The organism is Sphingomonas gilva, from assembly GCF_003515075.1.
In the GTDB taxonomy this organism is placed as follows: Bacteria; Pseudomonadota; Alphaproteobacteria; order Sphingomonadales; family Sphingomonadaceae; genus Sphingomonas; species Sphingomonas gilva.
Map to the genome: position 1 here is coordinate 554,480 of NZ_QWLV01000002.1, position 16,479 is coordinate 570,958.

15 protein-coding genes are annotated in these 16,479 nt (G+C 68.1%); 9 read left to right on the forward strand and 6 right to left on the reverse strand.

Annotated features, from left to right (window positions below; all coding sequences use genetic code 11):
- Positions 1 to 7: 7 nt before the first annotated feature.
- The 4 genes from D1610_RS16840 to D1610_RS07295 form a co-directional block, all read right to left on the reverse strand.
- Positions 8 to 316: a hypothetical protein gene (locus D1610_RS16840; RefSeq protein ID WP_147414289.1), complete on the reverse strand. Its 309-nt coding sequence runs from the start codon at positions 314 to 316 to the stop codon at positions 8 to 10.
- On the reverse strand, positions 313 to 1,776 hold the full coding sequence (gene sufB / locus D1610_RS07285; RefSeq protein WP_118863457.1) for a Fe-S cluster assembly protein SufB: 1,464 nt from the start codon (positions 1,774 to 1,776) through the stop codon (positions 313 to 315). The genes D1610_RS16840 and sufB overlap by 4 nt, the downstream gene beginning before the upstream one ends.
- Complete coding sequence (locus D1610_RS07290; protein WP_118863458.1) at positions 1,763 to 2,188, reverse strand: SUF system Fe-S cluster assembly regulator; 426 nt, start codon at positions 2,186 to 2,188, stop codon at positions 1,763 to 1,765. The genes sufB and D1610_RS07290 overlap by 14 nt, the downstream gene beginning before the upstream one ends.
- 85 nt (positions 2,189 to 2,273) lie before the next feature.
- Entirely contained in the window at positions 2,274 to 3,125 is an 852-nt protein-coding gene (locus tag D1610_RS07295) for a helix-turn-helix domain-containing protein (RefSeq protein ID WP_118863459.1), read from the reverse strand.
- A 270-nt stretch (positions 3,126 to 3,395) separates the two neighbouring features.
- Here D1610_RS07295 and D1610_RS07300 point away from each other — a divergent pair, with 270 nt between their 5' ends.
- The 4 genes from D1610_RS07300 to D1610_RS07315 all read left to right on the forward strand — a co-directional run bounded on the left by D1610_RS07300 (position 3,396) and on the right by D1610_RS07315 (position 8,215).
- Positions 3,396 to 4,391 (forward strand): quinone-dependent dihydroorotate dehydrogenase, encoded by a 996-nt coding sequence (locus D1610_RS07300; protein ID WP_118863460.1) that lies wholly within the window; start codon positions 3,396 to 3,398, stop codon positions 4,389 to 4,391.
- A 78-nt stretch (positions 4,392 to 4,469) separates the two neighbouring features.
- Complete coding sequence (locus D1610_RS07305; protein ID WP_118863753.1) at positions 4,470 to 4,679, forward strand: DUF2061 domain-containing protein; 210 nt, start codon at positions 4,470 to 4,472, stop codon at positions 4,677 to 4,679.
- Between the two features lie 39 nt (positions 4,680 to 4,718).
- A complete protein-coding gene (gene ggt, locus D1610_RS07310; RefSeq protein ID WP_118863461.1) occupies positions 4,719 to 6,383 on the forward strand; it encodes a gamma-glutamyltransferase in 1,665 nt (554 codons plus the stop codon).
- A 41-nt stretch (positions 6,384 to 6,424) separates the two neighbouring features.
- Positions 6,425 to 8,215 (forward strand): AMP-dependent synthetase/ligase, encoded by a 1,791-nt coding sequence (locus tag D1610_RS07315; protein ID WP_118863462.1) that lies wholly within the window; start codon positions 6,425 to 6,427, stop codon positions 8,213 to 8,215.
- Positions 8,216 to 8,359: 144 nt separating this feature from the next.
- On the opposite strand, the gene D1610_RS07320 is transcribed toward D1610_RS07315, so the two are convergent.
- Both D1610_RS07320 and D1610_RS07325 read right to left on the reverse strand, forming a co-directional pair.
- On the reverse strand, positions 8,360 to 11,242 hold the full coding sequence (locus tag D1610_RS07320; protein ID WP_118863463.1) for a M16 family metallopeptidase: 2,883 nt from the start codon (positions 11,240 to 11,242) through the stop codon (positions 8,360 to 8,362).
- Between the two features lie 263 nt (positions 11,243 to 11,505).
- Complete coding sequence (locus D1610_RS07325; protein ID WP_245942028.1) at positions 11,506 to 12,843, reverse strand: DEAD/DEAH box helicase; 1,338 nt, start codon at positions 12,841 to 12,843, stop codon at positions 11,506 to 11,508.
- Positions 12,844 to 13,099: 256 nt separating this feature from the next.
- Between D1610_RS07325 and D1610_RS07330 the strand changes: the two genes are divergently transcribed.
- The 5 genes from D1610_RS07330 (at position 13,100) to D1610_RS07350 (ending at position 16,389) form a co-directional block, all read left to right on the forward strand.
- On the forward strand, positions 13,100 to 13,954 hold the full coding sequence (locus D1610_RS07330) for an aspartyl/asparaginyl beta-hydroxylase domain-containing protein (RefSeq protein ID WP_245942029.1): 855 nt from the start codon (positions 13,100 to 13,102) through the stop codon (positions 13,952 to 13,954).
- A gap of 249 nt (positions 13,955 to 14,203) precedes the next feature.
- Positions 14,204 to 14,779 carry a NifU family protein gene (locus D1610_RS07335; protein ID WP_118863465.1) on the forward strand — a complete coding sequence of 192 codons (576 nt, stop codon included), beginning with the start codon at positions 14,204 to 14,206 and terminating at the stop codon, positions 14,777 to 14,779.
- 17 nt (positions 14,780 to 14,796) lie between these two features.
- Positions 14,797 to 15,384 carry a tRNA (adenosine(37)-N6)-threonylcarbamoyltransferase complex dimerization subunit type 1 TsaB gene (gene tsaB, locus D1610_RS07340; RefSeq protein ID WP_118863466.1) on the forward strand — a complete coding sequence of 196 codons (588 nt, stop codon included), beginning with the start codon at positions 14,797 to 14,799 and terminating at the stop codon, positions 15,382 to 15,384.
- Complete coding sequence (locus D1610_RS07345; protein ID WP_118863467.1) at positions 15,384 to 15,860, forward strand: GNAT family N-acetyltransferase; 477 nt, start codon at positions 15,384 to 15,386, stop codon at positions 15,858 to 15,860. Before tsaB ends, D1610_RS07345 begins: the two co-directional genes overlap by 1 nt.
- Positions 15,861 to 15,972: 112 nt before the next feature.
- Positions 15,973 to 16,389, forward strand: a complete 417-nt coding sequence (locus D1610_RS07350; protein ID WP_118863468.1) for a Ros/MucR family transcriptional regulator — start codon at positions 15,973 to 15,975, stop codon at positions 16,387 to 16,389.
- The last annotated feature ends 90 nt before the right edge of the window (positions 16,390 to 16,479 follow it).

The window sequence follows — 16,479 nt, forward strand, 5'->3', positions numbered from 1 at the left end:
ATATATGTCATTTTGTTTGGTTGGAGGATTTCACGATCAGGTCCGCAAGCTCTTCACGCTTTCTGGAAATGCAGTCAGCCCGGCGATCTTCGCTGGAATATCGGTCGCCGCAGGATCGCGCCGCTTCACAGACATAATGATCTACCTGTGGATTGCCGCTTGTAGCCGTAACGGTACAGCCATTCACCCGTCGGCCTTCGAAGCTAAGGTTGAATTTCGTGGCGTTCGCGAGCGCCGTCGCCGATTGCTGAATGTCGAGAGCAACGCCTTGCGCCGATCCGACCCACAAGGCCAACGCCAGAAAACCAATCGTCATCCCACACTCCCCTCCAAACTGATCCCCAGCAGCTTCTGCGCCTCGACCGCGAACTCCATCGGCAGTTGCTGCAGCACCTCGCGGGCGAAGCCGTTGACGATCAGCGCCACCGCGCCTTCCGCATCCAGGCCGCGCTGCATGGCGTAGAACAGCTGGTCCTCGCTGATCTTGCTGGTGGTCGCCTCGTGCTCGATCTGCGCGCTGGGATTGCGCACCTCGATATAGGGCACGGTGTGGGCGCCGCATTCGCTGCCCAGCAGCAGGCTGTCGCACTGGGTGAAGTTGCGCACGCCTTCGGCATTCGCGTTCACCCGCACCAGGCCGCGATAGGTGTTGTTCGACTTGCCCGCCGAGATTCCCTTCGAGACGATGGTCGAGCGCGTGCCCTTGCCGATATGCACCATCTTGGTGCCGGTATCGGCCTGCTGATGGTTGTTGGTGACCGCGACCGAATAGAATTCGCCGACCGATCCGTCGCCCTTCAGGATGCAGCTGGGATATTTCCAGGTGATCGCGCTGCCGGTCTCGACCTGGGTCCAGCTGACCTTCGAGTTCGCGCCCGCGCACATCGCCCGCTTGGTGACGAAATTGTAGATGCCGCCCTTGCCTTCGGCGTCGCCCGGATACCAGTTCTGCACGGTCGAGTATTTGATCTCGGCATCGTCGAGCGCGACGAGCTCGACCACCGCGGCGTGGAGCTGGTTCTCGTCGCGCATCGGCGCGGTGCAGCCCTCCAGGTAGGAGACATAGGCGCCCTTGTCGGCGACGATCAGCGTGCGTTCGAACTGGCCGGTATTCTCCGCGTTGATGCGGAAATAGGTGGAGAGCTCCATCGGGCAGCGCACGCCTTCGGGCACATAGACGAAGGTGCCGTCGGAGAAGACCGCCGAGTTGAGGCAGGCGAAATAGTTGTCGCGCTGCGGCACCACGGAGCCGAGATATTTGCGGACAAGCTCCGGATATTCCCGGATCGCCTCGCTGATCGAGCGGAAGATGACGCCGGCCGCCTCCAGCTCCTTCCTGAAGGTGGTGGCGACCGAGACGCTGTCGAACACCGCGTCCACCGCGACCTTGCGCGCGCCCTCCACCCCGGCGAGCACCTTCTGCTCCTCGATCGGGATGCCGAGCTTTTCATAGACGCGCAGGATCTCGGGATCGACCTCGTCGAGGCTGCCCAGCTTCTCCTTCGCCTTGGGTTCGGCGTAATAATAGGCGTCCTGGAAATCGATCGCGGGGATGGCGAGCTTGGCCCAGCCGACCTCCTCCATCTCCAGCCAGGCGCGGTATGCCTTCAGCCGCCAGTCGAGCATCCATTCGGGCTCGCCCTTCTTGGCGCTGATGAAGCGGACGGTGTCCTCGGAGAGCCCCTTGGGCGCGAATTCCTGCTCGATGTCGCTCGAAAAGCCCCATTCATAGGACTTGTTGGCGGCGGCGAGCGCCTCTGCGTTACGCGTGGCCATGGGTGGCTCCAGAAGACAATTGGGCGAGGCTGACCCCCGCGAGCGCGCCGCGAACGGCGCCGTTGACCGCATTCCAGTGCGGCTTGACCTGGCATTCCGCCTCGATCGCGCAATCATGCTTGCCGGCATCGACGCACGCGGTCATCGCGATCGGGCCCTCGATCGCCTCGACGATGTCGGCGAGCGTGATCGTCGCGGGCGGGCGCGACAGGCGGAAGCCGCCGCCGGTGCCGCGCGTGCTTTCGATCAGCCCGGCGGCGGAAAGCCGGCTGACCAGCTTCTGCACCGTCGGCAGCGGAATGCCGGTCTCGCCCGCGACCAGAGTCGCGTTGAGCCGCCCGCTGACGCCGCAATGGCGCGCGGAGGCCGTCATCATCACGACGGCATAGTCGGCAAGGCTGGACAGGCGCATTGTTGCGAGCGGTTCTCAAATCGGATCGAATCAGTCCGATTGCCATGTGGGGGCGAAGCGCCGCGCGGTCAACCTGGCTATTCCATCAGGTGTCGCTCACCAATGTCGGCACCTGCCCGGCGAGCGCGGCGCGCCCGCTCATGGTCAGCTGGGCGAGCAGGCCGGGATGATCGTGCATCTGCTTGGGCGTCGCGCCGGTGAACTGCTTGACCTCGCGGATCAGGTGCGACTGGTCGTAGAACCCCTCGTCGAGCAGATCGGCGGGGTGCGCTCCCGCCGCCAGCGCATGCGCGGCGCGCAGCGCGCGGTACTTGCGCGCGAGCAGCTTGGGCGGGGCGCCGTACAGCGCCTTGCAATTGCGTTCGAGCTGGCGGCGCGACAGGCCGGTCATGCGCACCAGCTCCTCGACATCGGGTGAGGCGGAGGCGGCGAGCCACGCGTCCACCGCCTCGGCGAAGCCGAAGCGCGTGCGGTCGATCCCGGCGAGCAGCTCGCGCGCATGGCAGGCGGCGATCTCGACCATCGCCTCGATCCTGGTCTCCGCGCGCAGCTGGTCGGCTATCGCGGTCACCGCCGGTCCCAGCACCTCGGTCGCGTCGAACACGCGGTTGGCGAGCGCGGACGCGTCGACCCGCATCAGCGCCGCCCAGCCCGCGGGCTGCAGCCCCGCGCCGAACACCCGCACCGGGCCTTCGACGGAAACGCGCGTCGCGCCCGTGGTGGGGCCGATGATCTGCACCTCGGGCCCGGGCTGCTCGGTGCCGTCGGCGAACCGATAGCTCGCGACGCCGCCGTCGAGCTTGAAGCGGAACTGCGCGTGGTCGGCGCGCTCCATGTCCTCGAAATGCGGCACATCCGCGCGAAAAAGGTAAAAGGCAGTGACGAACGCCGCCAGATCGGCGGGCGGCACCGCATAGTCGAGTGCGATCTCGCTCATTGTCTTAGCGCCCCTATTGGCTCGACTGTACCGCACGCCGGGGGCAAAGAAAAGCGGCCACACCGGACTTTGCAGTCCGGTGTGGCCGTAAGTGAAAGAACCCCCTGTTGAAAAAGGAGCCCTTCGGGTCGCAAGTCGGGATTTGAACCGGTTTAGGTGATTCGTATTGGATGGAATCGACATTTTGTAAGTGTCAGAAAATTGCAATGAAATCGCCCGTCATGGAACGGTTTTGACCCCGCCGCCCGGCGCTGCCATAGCCGCGCCGCCGTGACCGTCTATTCGCTTGCCCGTCCCCTTCTGTACGCGCTCGATCCGGAGGCAGCTCACCGTGCGACGGTGCGGCTGGTCGCCGCCTGGGGCACGGCGGGCGCGCCCTTCGCCCCGGCCCGCGCGCATGACCCCGTCACCATCGGCGGCCTCGCCTTCCCCAACCGGGTCGGCCTCGCCGCGGGGCTCGACAAGGACGCCGAGGGGGTGGACGGCTTCCTCGCCCTGGGCTTCGGCAGCGTCGAGGTCGGCACGCTGACCCCGCTGCCCCAGCCCGGCAATGCCGGGCCGCGGCTGTTCCGACTGGTCGAGGACGAGGCGGTGATCAACCGCATGGGCTTCAACAATGGCGGAATCGACGCGGCGCTTACCCGCGTGGCGCGCGCCCGGCGCAAGGGCGTTCTCGGCATCAATGTCGGCGCCAACAAGGATTCGGCCGATCGCGTCGCCGATTATGCGCTTGGCGTCGGCAAGGCCGCCCGACAGGCCGATTACGTCACGATCAACGTCAGCTCGCCCAACACCCCCGGTCTGCGCGACCTGCAGTCTCGCCCCGCGCTCGACGATCTGCTTGCGGCGAGCGACGCCGCGCGCCACGTGGATGGCCGGCGCAAACCGCTGTTCCTGAAGGTCGCGCCCGATCTTGACCGCGCCGGCCTCGAAGGCGCGATCGCCGCCGCGATCGACCATCATGTCGACGCGCTGATCGTCTCCAACACCACCGTCTCACGCCCGCCGCTCGCATCGCGGCACGCCGGCGAGGCGGGCGGGCTGTCGGGGGCGCCGCTCAAGCCGCTCGCCCGGGCCAAGCTCGGCGAAGCGCGCGAAATCGCCGGCGACGCGCTGCCGCTGATCTCGGCGGGCGGAATCGACAGCGTGGACGAGGCGCGCGCACGGATCGACGCCGGCGCGGCGATGGTCCAGCTCTACAGCGCGCTGGTGTTCCACGGCCCCGGCCTCGCCGGCCGGATCGCGCACGGGCTTGCTCATCGCTGACGGCGATCTCTGTCTCTACGATAATCGGATGGATCGATCGCACCGGCTCGATCATTGATGGCGCGGAAGGTGAATCCGATGTCACGCGACCTGTTCAAGACGCTCAGCTATCTGGCGATCCATCTGACGATCGCCTTCAGCCTCGCCTATCTGCTGACCGGCTCGGTCGCCATCGCCGGCGGCATCGCGCTGATCGAGCCCGTCCTCAACGCCGTCGCCTTCTTCTTCCACGAAAAGGCGTGGCGCGGGGAGCTGGTCCCGTTCCGGCGCAAGGCGGGCACGACGTAACGGCTTGCGGACGGCGTGCGCGCCGATAGTGTCTCGCGCATGATCCGCCTGTTGCTCGCGTTCCTCGCGCTTCTCCTCCCCTCCGCGCTCGCCGCGCAGGGGGTCGTCTCCTCCGCCGATCCGCGCGCGACGCAAGCAGGACAGGAGATATTGCGCCAGGGCGGCAGCGCCGCCGACGCGGCGATGGCGATGATGCTGGCGCTGACCGTGGTCGAACCGCAATCGAGCGGCATCGGCGGCGGCGGCTTCTTCGTCCATCACGACGCCGCGACCGGCCTCACCGATACGGTGGACGGGCGCGAGAAGGCGCCGATGGCGGCGACGCCCGAACGCTTCCTGCGCGCCGACGGCACGCCGATCCCCTGGCCCGATCGCTACCCCGGCGGCCTTTCGGTCGGCGTCCCCGGCAACATCCGGCTGATGGAGCGAGTCCATGCGCGCTGGGGCAAGCTGCCTTGGGCGGCGCTGTTCCAGCCGGCGATCCGCCTGGCCGATCAGGGGTTCGAGGTCACCCGCCCGCTCGCCGGGATCAGCGCCTGGGGGGTGAAGCAGTGGGAGGACTTCCCCGAGATCGCCAGGCTCTACACCGATGACGGCAGGCCGCTTCGCCAGGGCCAGCGCATCCGCAATCCCGCGCTCGCCGATCTGCTGCGCGATATCGCAAAGGACGGCCCCGACGCCTTCTACACCGGCGAGACCGCGCGCGAGATAGTCGAGGCGGTGGCCGAGGCGCCGATGAACCGGGCCGACATGACGCTCGCCGATCTTGCTGCGTATGAAGCCAAGGACCGGCCGGCGGTGTGCAGCCGCTACCGCGAGTACAAGCTCTGCGGCATGGGCCCGCCCTCATCGGGCGCGACGACGGTGTTCCAGATCCTGGGCATGCTCGAGCGCTTCGACATGAAGGCGCTGGGCAAGGACAGCCCCGAGGCGTGGCACCTGATCGCCGAGGCGATGATGCTCGCCTATGCCGATCGCGAGAAATATCTGGGCGACCGCGATTTCGTTCCCGTGCCCGTCGCCGGGCTGCTCGATCCCGGTTACATGGCGAAGCGATCGAAGCTGATCGGCCGCAAGACCTCGCTCGCCAGCTATGACGCCGGCACGCCGCCGGGCGCCGAGCCGCGCACCGCCGCGGTCCAGCCCGACGTCCCCGGCACCACCCATTTTGTCGCGGTCGACGGCGAGGGCGATGTCGTCAGCATGACCTCGACGGTCGAAGGGCCGTTCGGCAGCCAGCTCGTCGCGCGCGGGCTGGTGCTCAACAACGAGCTGACCGACTTCACCGCCGCGCCCGAGCTGAACGGCGCGCCCGTCGCCAACCGGGTCCAGCCGGGCAAGCGGCCGCTGTCCTCGATGTCGCCGACGATCGTCTATGATGCGGACAACCGCCCGATCCTCGCGCTCGGCTCGGCGGGGGGCAAGCGGATCATCATGCATGTGGCGAAGACGCTGATCGGCGTGCTTGACTGGGGCCTGCCGGCGGAAGCGGCGATCGCGCTGCCCAACATCTATTTCGCCGGGGAAGCGGTGCAGGTCGAGGCGGGCACCCCGCTCGCCGAGCGCCTGCCCGAGCTCGCCCGCTTCGGCCGAACGGTGATCGCCTCCGACCTCGGATCGAAGGTCAACGCGGTGGAGCGCACCGCGGACGGCTGGCGCGGCGCCGCAGACCCGCGCGGCATCGGCACGTCGCTGGAACAATAGGACGAGAGCAGGCCGCACAGAGCCCGCCGACAGGAGAGATCATGGCCCGCACGCTCGAACATTTCCCCAATCTCGTCTCGATGTTCTTCACCCGCGCGGAGGAGAAGGGCGAAGCGCCGTTCCTCTGGGCGAAGAAGGACGGCGCGTGGGTCTCGACCAGCTGGGCGGAAGCGGCGCGCCAGGTCGCGAGCCTCGCCACCGCGCTCAAGGAGCTGGGCCTCAATCGGGGCGATCGGGTGATGCTGGTCAGCGAGAACCGGCCCGAATGGTGCATCTCCGATCTCGCCATCATGGCGGCGGGCTGCGTCACCGTTCCGACCTACACGACCAATACCGAGCGCGATCACGCGCATATCCTTGAGAATTCGGGCGCGGCGGCGGTGATCGTCTCGACCGACAAGCTCGCGCGCACCTTGATGCCGGCGATCCTCAGGAGCAGCGCGCGGCACGTCATCGGCATCGATCCCGTGCGCTTCGGCCAGTCGGGCGCGGTCGACTGCCACAACTGGCACAGCCTGATCGCCGCCAACGCGCCCGATGTCGCCACCACCGCCGCCAACGCGACCTTCACCCGCGACGATCTGGCCTGCATCATCTACACCTCGGGCACCGGCGGCGCCCCGCGCGGGGTGATGCAGCATCACGGCGCGATCCTGCACAACGTCAACGGCTGCTGCACGGTGATCTCCGAGGATTTCGGCTGGGAGGACGAGGTGTTCCTTTCCTTCCTGCCCTTGAGCCACGCCTATGAGCATACCGGCGGCCAGCATTTCCCGATCGGGCTTGGCGCGCAGATCTATTATTCCGAAGGCCTCGAAAAGCTCGCCGCCAATATCGAGGAGACGCGGCCCACCATCATGGTCGTCGTCCCCCGCCTGTTCGAGGTGCTCAGGACGCGCATCTCCAAGGCGGTGGAGAAGCAGGGCGCCGTGCCCAACTGGATGCTGGAGAAGACGCTGGCGGTCGGCGAGCGGGCCTATCACGGCAAGCGCGCGCTGCTCGACGCGCCCCTGGACCTGATCCTCAAGGCGACCTTCAAGAAGAAGGTGGGCAGGCGCTTCGGCGGGCGGATGAAGGCGATGGTCTCGGGCGGCGCGCCGCTCAATCCGGAAGTCGGCATCTTCTTCCAGTCGCTGGGCATCACCTTCCTGCAAGGCTATGGCCAGACCGAGGCGGCGCCGGTCATCTCGTGCAACCGCCCCAGCGCCGGCCTCAAGATGGATTCGGTCGGCCCGCCGCTGCCCGACACCGAGGTCAGGATCGCCGAGGACGGCGAGATCCTGGTGAGGGGCGAGCTCGTCATGCACGGCTATTGGCGCAACGAGGCCGAGACCGCGCGCGTCCTTAAGGACGGCTGGCTGCACACCGGCGATATCGGCCATATCGACGACGGCGGCCGCATCGTCATCACCGATCGCAAGAAGGACATCATCGTCAACGACAAGGGCGACAATGTCGCGCCGCAAAAGATCGAGGGGATGCTGACGCTGCGCCCAGAGATCGTCCAGGCGATGGTCTCGGGCGACAAGCGGCCCTATCTGGTCGGCTGCATCGTCCCCGATCCCGAATGGTCGGCCGAATGGTGCGCGAAGAACGGCGCGCCGTGCGACTTCAGGGCGCTCGCCGAGAATCCCGAATACCGCGCTGCCCTCAACCGCGCGGTCGACGCGGTCAACAAGGACTTGAGCCAGATCGAGCGCGTCCGCCGCTTCATCATCGCCGACGCGCCCTTCACCGTGGAGAACGAGCAGCTCACCCCCAGCCTCAAGGTCCGCCGCCACAAGGTCCGCGAGATGTACGGCGACCGGATGGCGGCATTGTACAAGGGGTGAGGATCAATACCTCCCCGGAACGGGGAGGGGGACCAGCCGCAGGCTGGTGGAGGGGGAGCGCCACAGGCGCCGCGCTTGCGGCGAGCCCCCTCCACCACGCGACTATGTCGCGCGGTCCCCCTCCCCGTACCGGGGAGGTATTTCCTACTCCCCCTCCTTCGCCGGGGTCGGCAGCACGACGAAGCTCCAGTCCTTGCCCGGCTGGAGATACTTGACCGCCAGCGCCTGCAGATCGGCGGGGGTGACGGTGCCGTAATCCCGCGCGATAGTGTCGGCCGCGGCGATGCGGGCCGGATCGAACGTGCCGCCTTCCAGCTCGCGCAGCCAGAAGCTGTTGCCGGTCGAGGAGCGCGCGACCTGCTGCATCAGCGGCGCCATCACCCGGCGCAGCTCGTCGCGGGTGATCGGGTTGGCGGCGAGGTCGGCGGCGATCTCGCGCGCCAGGCGGAAGAACAGGTCGGTCTTGTCGGGCGCGACCAGGCCGACGGCCATGATCCGCCCGCCATTGTCCAGCCCCACCGGCCAGTCGCTGATCACCTGCGGGCTGTAGCTCGCGCCTTCCTGCGAGCGCAGCCGGTCGAGCAGCCGGTCGGAGAACAGGGCGGAGAGCGCCTGCAGCTTGCGCCCCTCGGCGATTCCCGCCGAACCGCCCCCGGTCGGCCAGGCGATGACAGCCGCCGCCTGCGTCTCGGGGCCCTTGTGATAGCGGATTTCGGGCGTGGTGTTGGGCGCCGGGAAGGCGACGCTCGCCCCGCCCGGCGGCACCGGCGCGGGCTGGCGCGGCTTCATCGCGCCGAAGGTCGCGGCGACCGCGGCGAGCGCGGGCTCGGCCTTGACGTCGCCGAACACCATCACCTCGATCGGGCCGGTCTTGAGCAGCGGCTCCCACAGCGCGCGGAAGGCCTCGGGCGTCAGCCTGGCGATCGTCTCGCGGCCGGGCGTGCCCCAGCGCGGATCGCCGCCCCTGATCAGCCGTTCGAGGTCGCGCGCCAGCACGCCGGCGGGCGCGCTGTCGAAGCTGTCCGCCCCGGCGATCGCCGCCGCGCGCGCGCGGATCACCGGATTGGGGTCCCAGCCCGGATCGACCAGCTTGGCGGCGAGCAGCTTGAGCTGATCGGCGAGGTCCTCGGCGGAGGTCATCGCCGAAAGCTCGAACGCGTCGTCGTCGATCGCGAAATCCATCCCGATCCGCCGCGCGGTGGTCAGCGCCTCCAGGCCGTTCTGGTCGATCTTGCCGATGCCGCTCTGCACCAGCGCATAATCGGCCGCCCAGGCGGCGCTCTCGCGGCCCTTGGGCAGCGCCTGATAGCCGCGGCCGAAGCGCACGCGGACATAGACGCGGCCGGTCTCCGCGCTGGTCGGCCACAGCAGCAGGTTGACCCCGTTGGCGAAGCTGATCCGGTCGATGCCGAGCTCGGTCACCTTGCTCCGCGAGGTCACCTTGCCCGGCTTGCCGAACCTGGGCAGCTGGTCGAACGACACGTCGGCGGCCGCCTTGCGCCCCTGGATCAGGCCCGTGACATCCTCGGCGAGCACCGCGTTCAGCCGCTGCTCGGCATTGGCCGAAGGCGTCGGCGTCACGATCATCGCGCGGGTCGCGGCGCCGGCGAACACCTTCTTCGAAGACGCCAGCACCGCCTCGGGCGTGAACATCTTCTTGCGCTTCATGTCCTGCAGGATCTCGTAGGCCGCCTGCGGGGTCGTCACCGTCTCGCGGATGTCGAGCGCCTGGACCATGTCGTCGGCCTGCTTGGCGCCGGCCTCGACGGGGGCGGTGTCGACGCTGGCCTTCATCGCCGCGTCGATCTCCGCCACCTCGCGGTCGATCTCGGCCTGGGTGGGCGGGTTGGTCATCGCATCGGCGATCACCACGCGCACGTCGCGCAGCGCCGGCTCCCAGTCCTCGCCCAGCGGCTGGATGTTGACGAAGGTGGCGTTGACCGAGCGCGACACGTCGTCGAGCTCTGCGCCCGCCGCCAGATAGCTGCCGCCCGCCCGCGCGCGCCGCTCGAGCCGCCGGTTGATCAGCCGGATCGCGAGCAGGTCGACGATCCGCTTCTGGTTGAAGATCGCGGTGTCGTCATTGTACTGCCAGGGCCTGAGCGTCGCGAGCGTGATCGTCGGCGGCATCGCCGGCTCGACCAGCGCCGCGCTCGTGCGCGCTTCGGGATCGGGCTTGCCGAAATCGGGCTCGGCCGGCGCCGGGCCGGCGGGCCTCCAGTCGGCGAAGTGACGCACGATCGCCGCTTCCATCAGCGCCGGATCGATGTCTCCGGCGATGATCACCACGGTGCGGTCGGGCCGATACCAGCGGTCGTGGAACGCCTTCACCGCAGCGGGCGTCGCCGCGGTCAGCGTCTCGGCGGTGCCGATCGGCGAGCGCTCGGCGAGCGGCTGCCCGGCGAAGAACAGCCCGCGCGTCGCGTCGCCGACGCGGCGCTGCGGCCCCGGCTGCTCGCGCTGCTCGGCCAGCACCACCGGACGCTCGGCATCGAGGGCGGCGGCGCTCAGGCCGGGCGAATCGACCATGCCCGACAGGATCTTCATGCTCTCGTCGAAGCCGGCCGGCGTCGCGGCGGGCAGGTCGAGCTTGTAGACGGTCTGGGTCGGGCTGGTCTGCGCGTTCGAATCGGCGCCGAAGGTGACGCCCAGGCGCTGCCAGATGCGCTTCGCCTCCCCGTCCGGCACGAATTCGGAGCCGCGGAAGGAGAGATGCTCGATCAGATGGGCGAAGCCGCGCTCGGCGTCGGTCTCCATCAGCGATCCGGCATCGACGCGCACGCGCACCGAAACCTGCCCCGGCGGCACGCCGTTGCGGCGCACCGCGTAGCGCAGGCCGTTGGGCAGCGCTCCGAAGATCCACGCCTTGTCCTGCGGAAGATCGCTGCCCTTGTAGAGCCAGGGCGAGCGATCGACCTGAACCTGCGCGGCGGGAGCCGGAGCGGGCGCGGTCTGCGCAGAGAGGGGAAACGCCAGCGAAAGAGCAAGCGCGGAGGCGAGCGCGAAACGCGCGGAGGTCAGTCGCATGGCGGCAGGATTAACCGCCCAAGATGAACGGGACCAGAAGAGTTTCAAATCCTCCCCCAGCTTGTCTGGGGGAGGGGGACCAGCCGCAGGCTGGTGGAGGGGGAACGCCGCACAACGTACCGCTCGCGGCGTTCCCCCTCCACCATTCGCCTTCGGCGAACGGTCCCCAGTGCCGGGTTGGATTGCCCCCGGCAATCCAAGGTCGTGCTGGGAGCACGACCGACCCGGCACTCCCTGCTTCGCATGGGGAGGAATTTGGAAGCCTAGCGCGCCTTCTTCACCGCGCCCTTGTGCGCGCCGACGCCGCCCCGGCGGCCGCCGAAGCGCCGCTTGGGCGCGCCCGGCGCGGCGCGATCGTCATGCCGGCGCTGTCCGGCCGGGTTGCCCTGCGGACCGCGGCCGCCACGGCCCTGCCCGCCGCCGCCCGACTTGCGCGGCGCGGGCTTGGGCATCTTCGCCGCCGTTTCGGCCAGTCCCTCGGGCAGCGCCATCGGCTCCAGCTTGACCCGCGTCAGCTTCTCGATCCCGCGCAGGTAGGGCCGCTCGTCGTCGCTCACCAGGCTCATCGCCACACCCTCGCGCCCCGCGCGCGCGGTGCGGCCGATGCGGTGGACATACTGCTCGGCGACATTGGGCAGCTCGTAGTTGAACACATGGCTGACGCCCTGCACGTCGATCCCGCGCGCGGCGATGTCGGTCGCGATCAGGATCTGCGTCCGCCCGTCGCGGAACGCCTGCAGCGCAGTGGTGCGCTGCGCCTGGCTCTTGTTGCCGTGGATGGCGAAGGCCTCGATCCCGCACGCGGCGAGCTGGCGCACCACCTTGTCGGCGCCGTGCTTGGTGCGGGTGAACACCAGCGCGCGATCGATCGGTTCGCGCTTCAGGAGCATCGCGAGCAGCGCCGCCTTTTCGTGCGGGTTCACGAACATCGCATGCTGCGCCACGCGCTCGGCGGTGGTCGCCGCCGGCGTCACCGAGACATGCACCGGATCGTCGAGGAAGCGCTCGGCCAGCTTGGCGATGTCGGCCGGCATCGTCGCCGAGAAGAACAGGCTCTGCCGGTCCTTGGGCAGCAAGGTGTCGATCCGCTTCAGCGCATGGATGAAGCCCAGATCCATCATCTGGTCGGCCTCGTCGAGCACGAAGATCTCGACATGGCGCAGCGTCAGCGCGCGCTGGTCGATCAGGTCGAGCAGCCGGCCCGGCGTGGCGACGAGCACGTCGCAGCCCTTTTCGAGCGCGCGGATCTGCTTGCCGGCGGGCACGCCGCCGAACACCGTCTGCACCTCCAGTTGCAGGAAGCGGCCATAGTCGCGGAACGACTGCGCGATCTGCGCCGCGAGCTCGCGCGTCGGCGACAGCACGAGCATGCGGCAGCCGCGGATCGGCCGCGGCTTGGGGTGCTCGGCGAAGTAATCGAGGCTGGGCAGCGCGAACGCCGCGGTCTTGCCGGTGCCGGTCTGCGCGATGCCGCACAGGTCGCGGCCGTCGAGCAGCGCGGGGATCGCCTGCACCTGGATCGGCGTCGGATTGTCATAGCCCTTGGCGGCGAGCGCCTTGATGAGCGGCTCGGCGAGGCCGAGATCCTTGAACTGGGTCAAGTTGATACTTTCATATGGTGCCGGCGCGCTGCGAACCGGAATGGTGCGCACGCGAGCAAGCGGGTTCGTTGAGACGACCCGCGCGAAAAGGGAAGCCATTGGCCAAAGCGCCGATCAGTCTGTCCGGGCGGTTTCGCCATCATTTCGACGAAACTTCGCGCTACCCGAACCCCGCCCGATGCTTCGGGCGTTACGACGCTGCGGCGCAGCATATGGACTGTTGCGGGTACGAAGGCAAGTGGGCCCGCCTGAGGTGATGATGACGACACGGACCGAAAACTGGTTGGACGACGCGACAATGCGGCAAGATTCGGGCGAGGCGGTGCTTCGCGTGCCCGATCTCAACGTCATTTCCGGCGCCCCGCGGCCCGGCGCGCCGATGCAGGCGGAGAAGAACCGCCCGCTGATCATCACCATCGGCAAGGCGCTGCGCGGCGTGTTCGACAGGATCATCGCGCGTTCCAGCCTCGTCTCCAACGATCCGGTGCTCGATTTCCGCGATTTCGCCTGGACGCAGATCCTGCGCGACAATTGGGAGCAGATCCGTGACGAGGCGTGCGCGGTCGCGCTGCGCGACGCGCCCAGCCTCGCCACCATCTCGCCCGATCACCGCTCGATCGCGGAGGTCGACAAGTGGCGTTCCTTCTTCCTCTACGGCTACGGCTTCCCGATCACCGACAATATGGCGCGCTGCCCGAAGACGTCGGCGGTGATCGCGCAGATTCCGGGGCTCAACAGCGCCTTCTTCTCGATTCTCGCGCCGGGCACCCACATCCCGGACCATCGCGGCGTGATCAAGGGGCTGATCACCTGCCATCTCGGCCTGGTCGTGCCCAGGGACGGCGATGTGCGGATGCGCGTCCATGATCGCATCGTCCGCTGGGCGGAGGGCGAGACCCTGGTGTTCGACGATACCTATCAGCACGAGGTGTGGAACGACACCGAGGGCACCCGCGTCGTGCTGCTGATCCAGTTCGAACGGCCGCTGAAGCAACCCGGCAAGTGGTTTTCCGACTTCTTCCTGGGCTTCGTCCGCCGCTCCGCCTTCGTCCAGGAGGCGCGCGACAATATCGACAGCTGGAACCACGCGATGAAGGCGATGGACGGCTGAGACCAATGGACATGTAGTTGGCTATCGGCCCCCCCTGTCCCCCCTTCGTCACCCCGGACTTGTTCCGGGGTCCATCAGGCGGCTGGGGCGGAACAGGAGGCGTGAGCGCTACCCCCGCGGCACAATGGACCCCGGAACAAGTCCGGGGTGACGGGATTTGCCCGATCCAAGTGCCGCAGGGCCGATGTCGATCCGCCTGGGGGTCTGTTTGGCCTTGATCCGAGCCGCCGCACGGCCCACATCGCGGGCATGCTCATCGAGACCGAAGCGACGCCCAATCCGGCCACCATCAAGTTCCTGCCCGGCAGGATCGTGATGGACGGCGGCACGCGCGATTTCGCCACCCCTGAAGAGGCGGAAATCTCGCCCTTGGCCGATGCGCTGTTCGGCCTGGGCGATGTCGAGGGCGTGTTCTTCGGCCGCGATTTCGTTTCGGTCACGGCCGCGCCGGGCGTCGAATGGGCGCAATTGAAGCCCGACGTGCTCGCCATCCTGCTCGATCACTTCTCGGCCGCGATGCCGCTGTTCCGCCCCGGCAGCGCCGGCGGCATCAGCGTGCCGCCCGAGGAGGAAAGCTTCACCGACGATCCGGCCGACGCGGACATCGTCGCGCAGATCAGGGAACTGATCGAGACGCGCGTGCGCCCCGCGGTCGCCAATGACGGCGGCGACATCGTCTATCGCGGCTTCGACAAGGGCAAGGTGTTCCTGAAGATGCAGGGCGCCTGCTCGGGCTGCCCGTCGTCCACCGCGACCCTGAAGCAGGGCATCGAATCGCTGCTCAAATATTACGTGCCTGAAGTCACCGAAGTCCGCGCGATCTGATCGGATCATCCGCACCGTTGCGCACGCTCGCCATCGATACCGCCACCGCCGCCTGCTCGGTCGCGCTGTTCGACGGCGGCGAACTGGTCGCCCATGCGCATGAGGTGGTCGGGCGCGGCCATGCCGAGCGCCTGCTGCCGATGATCGCCGATCTGCCCGCGTCCGGCCGGGCGGACCGCGTGCTGGTCGATTGCGGGCCCGGCAGCTTCACCGGGGTGCGCGTCGGCCTCGCCGCGGCGCGCGCGCTCGGCTTCGGCTGGGGCGGGCAGGTCGCCGGCTACAGCAGCACCGCGCTGATCGCCGCGCAGGCCCTTGCCGCCGATCCGTCGCTCGCCGAGCTTGCCGTGGCCTTGACCGGGGGGCATGGCGAGTGGTTCGTTCAGTGCTTCACCGCGGAGCCCTTCGCCATCGCGACCGAACTCGCCTCGCTCACCCCCGACGCCGCCCGCGCGGCGATCGGCGCGCGCGCGCTGTTCGGCACGGTCGAGGAAGCGCTGCCGGCGTTGCCCGATGCGCGCGCCGCGTTGCGGCTGCCCGCCCCCTTCTCCGCCCTGCCGCCCAGCCCGATCTATGGCCGCGCGCCAGACGCGAAGGCGCCCGCCTGATGGCGACCGCTCGCGCCGTGATCGACATCCGCCGCGCGACGCGCGACGATCTGCCGCAGGTCATGTCGGTCATGACGGCCGCATTCGATCCGCAATATGGCGAGGCGTGGAGCGAATCGCAGCTCGCCGGCATGCTGATGGGCGGCGCGGCGCGGCTCTCCGTCGCCTATGTCGCGCGGGCGCCCGCCGGCTTCGCGCTCACCCGCACCGTCGCCGACGAGACCGAGCTGATGCTGCTCGCCACCCATCCGGATTTTCGCGATCAGGGCGTCGCCAACGCCTTGTTGCGCGCGGCGATGGACGATGCGCGCGCCGATGGCGCGGAGACGATGTTCCTCGAGGTTCGCCGCGGCAACAGCGCCGAACGGCTATACACGCGCAACGGTTTCGCGAACGTCGGTGAACGCCGCGAATACTATCGCGGAAATAAGGGGCAAGTGTTCGATGCGCGGACATTTCGTCGCGCGTTGATCTGATACAGTCGCTTTTTCATTATTGTCGCCTTGCGCCGATCAGTGAAAATATGCTTATAAGCGCCCGGGCCGCGCGAAAAGGATCGCGGCTGAAACGGGTCAGGACTATAATTACATGAATGAAGATAACGATCTGCGTGAGACTCTTGTCACGCTTACCGCCGACATCGTTGCGGCTCATGTCAGCAACAACAGCGTGGCGGTCTCCGATCTGCCGCTGATCATCGCCAATGTTCACGGCGCGCTTTCCGGGCTGGGCGGCCGCGCGCCCGAACCGGAGGTGAAGCAGGAGCCGGCGGTATCGATCCGCGCGTCGATCAAGCCCGATTACATCGTGTGCCTTGAAGACGGCAAGAAGCTCAAGATGCTGAAGCGCCACCTGATGACGCACTATCAGATGACGCCCGAGCAATACCGCGCCAAATGGAACCTGCCCGCCGACTATCCGATGGTCGCGCCCAACTATGCCGAACAGCGGCGCTCGCTCGCCAAGAAGATCGGCCTCGGAACCAAGCGTCGCAAGTCGCGCTGAGACCGCTGAGGCCCCTCCCCTCGCGGGAGGGGCTTCTCCCCGCGCGCCCGAGACGCTACATCGTCCCAAAGGAAGGGACCGTCTGACAAT